This is a genomic window from Cyanobacteria bacterium FACHB-DQ100 (assembly GCA_014695195.1).
Taxonomy (GTDB): Bacteria; Cyanobacteriota; Cyanobacteriia; order Leptolyngbyales; family Leptolyngbyaceae; genus Leptolyngbya.
Genome location: JACJNW010000031.1, coordinates 25,390 through 31,487 on the forward strand (window position 1 = coordinate 25,390; position 6,098 = coordinate 31,487).

Annotated in this window: 9 protein-coding genes; 6 read left to right on the forward strand and 3 right to left on the reverse strand. The window is 48.9% G+C overall.

The genetic code is table 11. From position 1 onward, the window contains the following. Window positions 1–176 precede the first annotated feature (176 nt). Window positions 177–533: a hypothetical protein gene (locus H6F51_17060; protein ID MBD1824183.1), complete on the forward strand. Its 357-nt coding sequence runs from the start codon at window positions 177–179 to the stop codon at window positions 531–533. A gap of 59 nt (window positions 534–592) precedes the next feature. Here H6F51_17060 and H6F51_17065 read toward each other — a convergent pair whose 3' ends face one another. After that, window positions 593–883, reverse strand: coding sequence for a hypothetical protein (locus H6F51_17065; GenBank protein MBD1824184.1), 291 nt, complete (start codon window positions 881–883; stop codon window positions 593–595). A 96-nt stretch (window positions 884–979) separates the two neighbouring features. Between H6F51_17065 and H6F51_17070 the strand changes: the two genes are divergently transcribed. The 3 genes from H6F51_17070 (at window position 980) to frr (ending at window position 3,335) form a co-directional block, all read left to right on the forward strand. Next, complete coding sequence (locus tag H6F51_17070; GenBank protein ID MBD1824185.1) at window positions 980–1,870, forward strand: alpha/beta fold hydrolase; 891 nt, start codon at window positions 980–982, stop codon at window positions 1,868–1,870. Window positions 1,871–2,071: 201 nt separating this feature from the next. After that, a complete protein-coding gene (locus H6F51_17075; GenBank protein ID MBD1824186.1) occupies window positions 2,072–2,800 on the forward strand; it encodes a UMP kinase in 729 nt (242 codons plus the stop codon). Then, window positions 2,787–3,335 carry a ribosome recycling factor gene (gene frr / locus H6F51_17080; GenBank protein ID MBD1824187.1) on the forward strand — a complete coding sequence of 183 codons (549 nt, stop codon included), beginning with the start codon at window positions 2,787–2,789 and terminating at the stop codon, window positions 3,333–3,335. Before H6F51_17075 ends, frr begins: the two co-directional genes overlap by 14 nt. A gap of 153 nt (window positions 3,336–3,488) precedes the next feature. On the opposite strand, the gene H6F51_17085 is transcribed toward frr, so the two are convergent. Beyond that, window positions 3,489–4,520: a tetratricopeptide repeat protein gene (locus H6F51_17085; GenBank protein ID MBD1824188.1), complete on the reverse strand. Its 1,032-nt coding sequence runs from the start codon at window positions 4,518–4,520 to the stop codon at window positions 3,489–3,491. Further along, window positions 4,520–5,212: a sigma-70 family RNA polymerase sigma factor gene (locus H6F51_17090; GenBank protein ID MBD1824189.1), complete on the reverse strand. Its 693-nt coding sequence runs from the start codon at window positions 5,210–5,212 to the stop codon at window positions 4,520–4,522. Before H6F51_17090 ends, H6F51_17085 begins: the two co-directional genes overlap by 1 nt. A 207-nt stretch (window positions 5,213–5,419) precedes the next feature. Between H6F51_17090 and H6F51_17095 the strand changes: the two genes are divergently transcribed. Together H6F51_17095 and H6F51_17100 are read left to right on the forward strand one after the other, a co-directional pair. Further along, complete coding sequence (locus H6F51_17095) at window positions 5,420–5,908, forward strand: VOC family protein (protein MBD1824190.1); 489 nt, start codon at window positions 5,420–5,422, stop codon at window positions 5,906–5,908. 116 nt (window positions 5,909–6,024) lie between these two features. After that, window positions 6,025–6,098: IS1 family transposase (locus H6F51_17100; GenBank protein ID MBD1824191.1), on the forward strand; the 74-nt coding region annotated here is incomplete at its 3' end.

Sequence of the window (6,098 nt, forward strand, 5' to 3'; positions counted from 1 at the left end):
GCTGTAACACTTGCGCGATCGCTTCTGCATCCCCTTTCGTCTTACTCAACGATTTCAGCGGAGCCTGTGCCGATTACGAGTGCATACCGCGCCATAAACCCGGAAAAACAAACTGCGTGTATTTTATACTTTCTCTAATAAAACCCAATCGCCTAAACCCAATTCAGAGAACTTTCATGTCAGAAATTCAACCCCTGCAAATCCGTGAAGAAAACGGCGAAACTTACACGATGTATGTTGCGGTCAAAGATGATGCCGACATTCCCGCTCCCTCTGAAGATCCCGATCGTGAAAGCTACGGCATTGATCCTCATGCGGTGATGGTTGAAATGGTGGAAGTGCATCAAGCAATCCAGGCTTATACTCGTTATGCGATCGGAGCTTTCAGAAACCTCAGCACAGAACACATCGAGGAAGTTAACTTAAAATTCGGCTTAAAAATTGGTGGTAAAACGGGCATTCCCTTTCTGGCTGAAGCAACAAGCGAAGGTAACTTTGAAATCGAGGTTAAATGCAAATTCCCGAATAAATAACTCGATTCGACTTCATTCGCAGCTAGAACCGTATCTGCTCTGCTTGTCGTTGCATTCGTTCAGCTTGTCGCCGTATCTGCTTTGCTTGTCATCGTATCCGTTAAACCGTTCTTCGTGAAAACCGCAGCATTCATCACGAACACTAACCCATTCATCACGAACACTAACCCATTCATCACGAACACTAACCCATTCATCACGAACACTAACCCATTCGTCACGAACACTAACCCATTCGTCACGAACGTCGCGATTTTCTCAGTAAAACTACTCGCTGTCGCCACATCACTGTGGAAAATCCTGAGATGCGGTCGAGCTTTCTGCCCGAATGCCTGAGTTGCTGTGATCAAAAGGCAGCCATGCAGAAAGTCGATTCAGTCTAATGGTGTGAGGCGAGTACAACCCTCGTTTTACAATGAGGCAGACCGCACCTCTTGTATGGATCAATGTTTGAAAGCTTTCTACCGTCCGAAGTCGCTCAACTGACCGAAGAAACGTCGATCACGCTCGCTCGTCAAATTCGTCGATCGCCTATTTCCACATCAATCAGCTTAGAACCGATTGAAACTGCATACGTACATCAAGGCGAAGGCGGTATTCCGATTCTCTTGCTGCATGGCTTTGATAGCTCTGTCTTTGAATACCGCCGATTGTTACCCAGACTGACTGCACATCATGACACTTGGATGGTCGATTTGCTCGGATTCGGATTCACCGATCGCCCTGCCAATACGCCCTTCAGCCCAGAAGCCATCAAAACGCATCTTTATGACTTCTGGAAAGCGAAGATCGATCAGCCTGTGATTTTAGTGGGCGCATCAATGGGAGGAGCGGCAGCGATCGATTTTGCTCTGACTTATCCGGATGCGGTTGCGAAATTAGTTCTACTGGACAGTGCAGGATTTGCGGCGGGGCCTGCGATCGGTAAATTCCTCATTCCTCCGCTCGGCTATCTTGCCACCGAATTTCTCAGACGACCGAATGTGCGGCGCAGCGTCAGTCTGAAAGCTTATTACGATCCAGCCTTTGTCACCGCAGATGCCGAACTTTGTGCTGCTCTGCACTTGAAGCTTTCTCGTTGGAATGAAGCCTTAATTGCCTTTACAAAAAGCGGCGGCTATAACTTCTTGAGCAATAAAATCTCTCAAATTACTTGTCCAACCTTGATTCTTTGGGGCAACTCAGATCAAATTTTAGGCACGAAAGACGCAACTCGGTTTGAAAGCGCGATCGTCAACAGCAAACTCATCTGGATCGAGCAGTGCGGTCACGTTCCCCACCTGGAAAAACCCGAACTCACAGCAAAATATATTCTTGAGTTTTCAACAATTTCATAAAACTTTCAAGCACTGTAGAATTTGCAACACATTGCATCAGCCACTCTAATCTGGAATTGCTAGAGTTTGAGCCATCACCTGAACAATCTAGTTTTTGCCTCAGTTTAGCGGGTCAAAAATTGCGACGCGATCGCCAAATAGGGTCACAAAATTCCGATCAACTGCTATCTTTAGTTGGAACAACTATCGACAAAAAAATACATGGGAGTCACGTATCGGCGGATTTTGCTGAAACTTAGCGGTGAAGCTCTAATGGGAGAGCTTTCCTACGGGATTGATCCTGCCGTCGTTCATGGCATTGCCGAAGAAGTGGCAGAATTGGTGCAGGAAGGAATTCAAGTCGCGATCGTCGTCGGCGGCGGAAATATTTTTCGAGGAATGAAGGGTGCAGCCGCAGGCATGGAACGCGCCACCGCTGACTATATCGGCATGATCGCCACGGTCATGAACGCCATGACGCTGCAAGATGCGCTAGAGCAGATCGGCATTCAAACACGAGTCCAAACCGCGATCGCAATGCAAGAAGTGGCGGAACCGTATATCCGTCGCCGCGCCATCCGGCATTTGGAAAAAGGAAGAGTCGTCGTCTTTGGGGCGGGTTCCGGCAATCCGTTCTTCACAACAGACACCACCGCCGCCCTGAGAGCCGCCGAAATCAATGCAGAAGTGCTGTTTAAAGCGACAAAAGTAGATGGAGTCTACGACTCTGATCCGGTTAAAAATCCCGCTGCCAAACGATACCAGAGTTTAACCTACTCGCACGTTTTAACGCAGGATTTGCAGGTCATGGACAGCACCGCGATCGCATTGTGTAAAGATAACGATATCCCCATTATCGTATTTGACTTGTCTGTGCGCGGAAATATTAAGCGGGCAGTCACAGGAGAATCTATCGGAACCATTGTCGGAGGTTTTTGTGAAGTTTGCTGACGTTGAAGACCACATGAAAAAGGCGATCGAGGCTGTTCGCCGCGATTTCAATACGATCCGGACAGGTCGCGCCAATGCGAGTCTGCTCGACAAAATTACCGTCGAGTATTACGGTGCAGAAACACCGCTCAGACAGTTGGCAAATATCTCCACCCCGGATTCAACCACGATTCAAATTCAGCCCTACGATCGCAGCAGCATGAGCGCGATCGAGAAAGCGATTTCGCTTTCAGACATCGGTTTAACGCCGAATAATGATGGCTCATCGATTCGGTTGAATATTCCACCGCTGACCAGCGATCGACGCAAAGAACTGGTCAAACTGGCAGCGAAGTATGCAGAAGCCGGAAAAGTTTCGATCCGTAACATCCGGCGGGATGGCGTGGATACGGTGAAGAAACAGGAAAAAGACAAGGAAGTTTCTGAAGACCAGGCTCGCGACACGCAGGAGAAGATTCAGAAGCTGACGGATAAATATATTGCTGAGGTGGAAAAGGTCTTGGCTGAGAAAGAAAAGGACATTATGACTGTCTAAGCCGGTGGATGTCATTGAACTGAAGACCTTCATCCCCTCTTGCGGAACTGGGCTAACGCCACGCTCCGCAAGAGGGTTGGGGTGAGGGCAGATTGGTGGTCTAATGGTTAATGCAGTTTGCCTACTTGCAGGCAGTTCAGAATTTTAAGATCATTACCATTTGAATTTGCGCGATCGCAGTTGTCTCAGTTGCTCTCCTAATTCTTTTTGCTCTTCAGCAGCATTGAGTCGTTGCGCGATCGAAAATGCCTGTTGATAATAGGTTTCTGCTGTTGATAATTTGCCTGTTTGCCGCTGATGCTGCGCCATCATTTTCAGGGAAGCAAGCATTTGCCAAGTGTCGTTGCGCTCGGATGCCATTGCTAAACGTTGATTGAGCATTTCGACGAAGCGAGTTTCTTGTCCCATGCCGCGGTACGCCAGCATCAGTCCGTCGAAGGCTCGAAATTGAGACGGTAAATCGCCGGTTTCTCGCGCTAGGGTCATGGCTCGATCGTGAGCGCTGAATGCCGATCGCGCATCGCCGATCGCCAAATAAGCTTCACCTAAATGATTCAGCGTGTTCGCGGCTCCGATCGGATCTTTCGCCTGATCGCGGAATCCTCGTGCTTGCTCAAGCAAGGCGATCGCGCCGCGATAATTTCCTTGAGCGTAAGTTGCTAATCCCAGATTGCTCAGCGATAAGCCTTGTCCGGGTCGATGCTTAATGGTCTGCGCCAGTCTCAACCCTTCTGCAAACGATCGTGCCGCCTCGCGGGTTTGTCCGCGCCGCAGAATCACTTGCCCCACGTTGTTATAGCCGTGAATCTGACGAATGGTGTTGCCCTCGTCTCGTGCCGTTGCTAAGCTGCGCCGAAACGCATTCTCCGCTTCATCCAGCCGTCCTAAACTGATGTAGGTCATGCCTAGCAGATCGTAAACGCGCCCCTGCGACGGCACTTCACCCGCTTGGTGATAAAGCTCGATCGCTTGCCGCCAGTTGGAGATCGCCTGCTCTAGTGTTCCGGCTTGCTGCGCCTGAATACCGGACTGAACCAAGCGATCGGCGGTTTGCCGGACTGTGCCTTGAGTGCCAAACGCAGGATTCAGTTGGCGAGTCAAATCTGAGGCAAAACTGGGCGCGATGAACGCTCCGCTAATCAGCAAATTGAGCGCAAGTGAGCAAACGAGGTTGAGATTCAACATTAGAAAAATTCGAGTTCTTCTAGGCTTTGATCGAGCGAATCAGCCGCCGACTCGGAAACTGACTCTTGCTCTCTAGCATTCCCACCTAGATAAATCGTTCTAATATCGTCGGGTAAAAGTTTTTCTAACGCTTGGTAGCCTTCTTGCAATCGCGCTTTCACTTCTTCGGGGTTAACTTCTTCGCCTTCTGCTTGCAAATATGCCGCAATTCGGGTTTCGCTCCAGTGAAACGTTTGCGCCATGACGACCATTAATCGCAGTGCAGGCGACATCTGTTCTAGTGCCCGATCAAGATAACACCAAAACGGCGGAGAGCAAGCGCGAATGTCGTAATGGATTTCTTCGACTGCGGGTAGCTCTGCTTCATTAATGCCCGATGCAGTCACGGCTAAGAGCCAAGTTTGAAACGTTGCACCTTGACTAAAAGCGCGTAAATCGACTCCAGCCAGTTCATGAAAGACGTGCCGCCAGATGAGTGCCAGCAAGTATTCTGCTTGAACGGGCGATCGCGCCGATCGCGTAATCAGCGAATACACCAGCGGACTGTAGCGACAAAATAGCGCCGTAAAAAACTGCCCTGAATCCGGGTAGCGCTGAAACAGCGTCAGCAATTCTTGATCGCTGTGATGAAACAGCGCTTTAACGATCGAATGATCTGCCTCTGGAAAAGTTGGAATCGTGACGGCTTTCATAGATCCTGCCTGAGTCGAGTTAACTACTATATACAGGCAATGGCGAAAACGGCGCATTTTTTTTGGTCGTTTATCTGAAAAACGCTGTGTTTTTCTAAAGCTTACGGATGCCTCCGCTTTGGTATTGATAGAATGAATAGAACGTTTTCGGCAGCCCGTTGCTCTAGTCATTAATCTATGGATAGCTTGTTTTCTACTCAAGGCATCATGATCATGTTGCTCGGTGCATATGCCGTTGCAATGTGGCTTTTCCTGACGAGCGCACCCAAAGTTCACACGGTCATGGTTTCCGATCTTGAAAGTGCCCGCGATTTTTATGGCGGAATGTTGAAACTGGCGGTGGCTGAGGTTCCGTTGCACTATTACTACAACTACGAACAGTCGCTGGGAACGGCAGGGATTAATCCGATGTATTTATCGGGTTCGATGGGTAGCACAACTGCGCGTGGCAATGGCAATGATGGACTGTGGTATCAGTTGAAGAAAAATACACAGCTTCATGTGATTTCGGGCGCGACCCTGGGCGAGAAAGATCGTCAGCGGCATGTGTGTTTTGATCGCGATTGTCTCGATCAAATTCTGTTGCGCGTTCAAGCTCGCGGCATTAAGCACAAAATTCGTCGCGAAAGACCGCTGAATTTTTTGGTAAAAGACTACTCTGGACAAGTGGTAGAGCTTGCAGAAGTGGTGAATTAGAGTTTAATTTTTCCAGAAGCGAGGAGTAAGGCGTGGTCTTGCTCCTTGTTTTTTTTGCTCATTTGGCTTTGACATCCGGCGTTGCCTAATGGAGAGATGAATTAAGGTGACTCTCAATGCAGTGCCCTGAATGCCAATCCACTCATATTCGCAAGAATGGAAAACGCAAAGGCAAGCAAAATCATATTTG

Bases quoted from the DNA above. Each gene is read 5' to 3' on its own strand.
- H6F51_17060 (MBD1824183.1), top strand. From the start codon at position 177: ATGTCAGAAATTCAACCCCTGCAAATCCGTGAAGAAAACGGCGAAACT.
- H6F51_17070 (MBD1824185.1), top strand. From the start codon at position 980: ATGTTTGAAAGCTTTCTACCGTCCGAAGTCGCTCAACTGACCGAAGAA.
- H6F51_17075 (MBD1824186.1), top strand. From the start codon at position 2,072: ATGGGAGTCACGTATCGGCGGATTTTGCTGAAACTTAGCGGTGAAGCT.
- H6F51_17085 (MBD1824188.1), bottom strand. From the start codon at position 4,520: ATGTTGAATCTCAACCTCGTTTGCTCACTTGCGCTCAATTTGCTGATT.
- H6F51_17090 (MBD1824189.1), bottom strand. From the start codon at position 5,212: ATGAAAGCCGTCACGATTCCAACTTTTCCAGAGGCAGATCATTCGATC.
- H6F51_17095 (MBD1824190.1), top strand. From the start codon at position 5,420: ATGATCATGTTGCTCGGTGCATATGCCGTTGCAATGTGGCTTTTCCTG.